Source organism: Psychrobacillus sp. (genome assembly GCF_056205495.1).
In genome coordinates this window covers 1-2,177 of sequence record NZ_JBAEAP010000641.1, presented here as the reverse complement: position 1 = coordinate 2,177, position 2,177 = coordinate 1, and the positions used below count along the sequence as shown (strand labels likewise).

At 33.4% G+C, this 2,177-nt stretch carries 4 protein-coding genes; 3 read left to right on the top strand and 1 reads right to left on the bottom strand.

Annotated elements, in window-relative coordinates:
• Positions 1 to 88: 88 nt before the first annotated feature.
• From AC06OU_RS18330 to AC06OU_RS18320, 3 genes are all read left to right on the top strand, one after another.
• Complete coding sequence (locus tag AC06OU_RS18330) at positions 89 to 271, top strand: hypothetical protein (protein ID WP_475857663.1); 183 nt, start codon at positions 89 to 91, stop codon at positions 269 to 271.
• A 68-nt stretch (positions 272 to 339) separates the two neighbouring features.
• On the top strand, positions 340 to 513 hold the full coding sequence (locus AC06OU_RS18325) for a DUF4083 family protein (RefSeq protein WP_475857662.1): 174 nt from the start codon (positions 340 to 342) through the stop codon (positions 511 to 513).
• Between the two features lie 77 nt (positions 514 to 590).
• Complete coding sequence (locus tag AC06OU_RS18320; RefSeq protein WP_475857661.1) at positions 591 to 1,049, top strand: PepSY domain-containing protein; 459 nt, start codon at positions 591 to 593, stop codon at positions 1,047 to 1,049.
• A gap of 120 nt (positions 1,050 to 1,169) precedes the next feature.
• Here AC06OU_RS18320 and AC06OU_RS18315 read toward each other — a convergent pair.
• On the bottom strand, positions 1,170 to 2,177 hold a 1,008-nt coding region (locus AC06OU_RS18315), incomplete at its 5' end, for a helicase-related protein (protein WP_475857660.1).

Sequence of the window (2,177 nt, the reverse complement as noted above, 5' to 3'; positions counted from 1 at the left end):
TTGCTTGTCGGTTGTTCGAAAAATAAGGTGATAACCATTCCAGTTGGATATTTATGTTAAAATATTAAATAGTATGTTGCTGGGGGAATTGACTATTAAAATAAATACTTACTTTATTCAATTATCGCTAACAATGATTGGTATTTTCGGTGGAACTTTTGTCATTCGTTATTTTAGAACGAATGAACTTCTAGTAGACCAACTGATTGGAGCGTCAGTGGGAGTTCTGCTTCTTATGGCATCATTGGTTTGGAGGAAAATAAACAAGTAATTACAAGACGTTACTGAAAATTGGCATATGTGAATAGAACGAGTAAATGCATTTAGGGGGTGTAATTATTGGCTTTGAATTTGGATGATGTTTTAGCGACTTTAATATTTTTAATCTTTATTGTCCTGGTTATTGCTATTATTTTTATCGTTATTAAAAGGTTAAGAAGCTCAACTAAAGAAAAACAAATAATAAACCAAAAGTTAGATGCCGTATTGAAAAAGTTAGATGATAAAAGTTAATCCATTAAAATCTAAGCTATTATATTCACTCATCAGGGAACTCAGAAAAATTCATATAGAAGGAGTAGAAAAAAATCATGAATAGAAAATCTATATTTATTTTGATTTTTTACTTCCTTATCGCAAGCTTATGCTCTTTTTATTTTTATAATAGAACCGTTGCTTACGCATTTGCTATTCCGTATTTAAATCTTGTTTTCTTCCCAATTATCACCTTTTTAGTATTATTTTCCGGCGTATTTATCTTATATCTTAAAGATAGACAACACCTTGTTTTTAAATTGGCCACTATTTTTATGGCTATAATAGTGGGTATGTTTATTCTATTTGAATGGACTAGTCCTAATTATACGTATGACGAAGCTAAGGAAATAATAGAGAAGGAATATAATGTAACGGGAGTGGAAAGTGCTCATAAGAAAGTAATGGATCATGACGTTGGCAAAGAAGTTTATAGAATTACTGTTCTTAAAGATTCACAAACACTAGTGTATACGTTCAACCCGTATTCAAAAGAGATACTTTTATTTAAATAATATAATCTTTTTTATAGAGTATGTAAAAAGAATTAGAAGAACTTCCTAACCTTTAATTCAAACAAAAAAACTACCTCGAGATTACTCTCTAGAGGTAGTTTTCGTTTTCTATTAAATATCTTATTTATGCGCAATATGGACTTTTAAAAGCTTACCTTTAATCGTTGTGTTTCTCATTTTTTTCAATACTAGAGGTCCTTTACCATTCAGAATTTCAACGTATGAAACGTTATCTTGAATAGTAATAATACCGATGTCGTCAGCAGAAACTCCCTCGATTTTGGCTATTGTCCCTACGAAGTCTACCGCTCTGATTTTCTTTTTCTTACCACCATTGAAATATAGCTTAGTAATATTAACATTCAGCTGCTCGCCTTTTGATTTCTTAGCTTCTGGCTGCTCCTGCATCTTCAAATCAAACGCTGCTCTGTTTTGAGCAACCATTTCTGACGTAATTTCACGACCAGTTGGAATTTCAAAGCCAATAAATGCTTCAATCTCTTTTACAAATTTGTCTTCATGAGGAGTCGCAAGCATAATCGATTTTCCGCTTCTGCCAGCTCTTCCGGTTCTACCTGTACGATGTACATAGCTTTCTTGCTCTAACGGCACATCATAATGTACTACGTGCGTAATATCTTCAATATCAATACCACGTGCTGCGACATCCGTAGCAATCAAATAACGGAACTCACCTTTTCTGAAATCATCCATTACCTCAAAGCGATCTTCCTGCATCATACCACCGTGAATCTTATCTGCCGTATAGCCTTTATTGTCTAATGCGTCTACTAATTGATCTACACGCTCTTTTGTCCGGCAAAATACAATACAGCTATCCGGATTTTCTGTAATCGTCAGCTTTTCTATAAAGGCTAGCTTCTGGTCATCTTTCACTATATATTTTAAATGCTCAATTTTAGGCGCATCTTCTTCAGCTGCGTCTATTTCTATTGATACCGCATCATTCATATATCTGCCGCTCAACGTTTTTATCTCCTGTGACAAGGTTGCAGAGAATAGCATAGTCGTACGTTTTTTAGGAAGCAGTTTTATAATAGATTCTACTTGTTCAAGGAAGCCCATGTTTAACATTTCATCTGCTTCATCAATTACTAAGTATTCTAT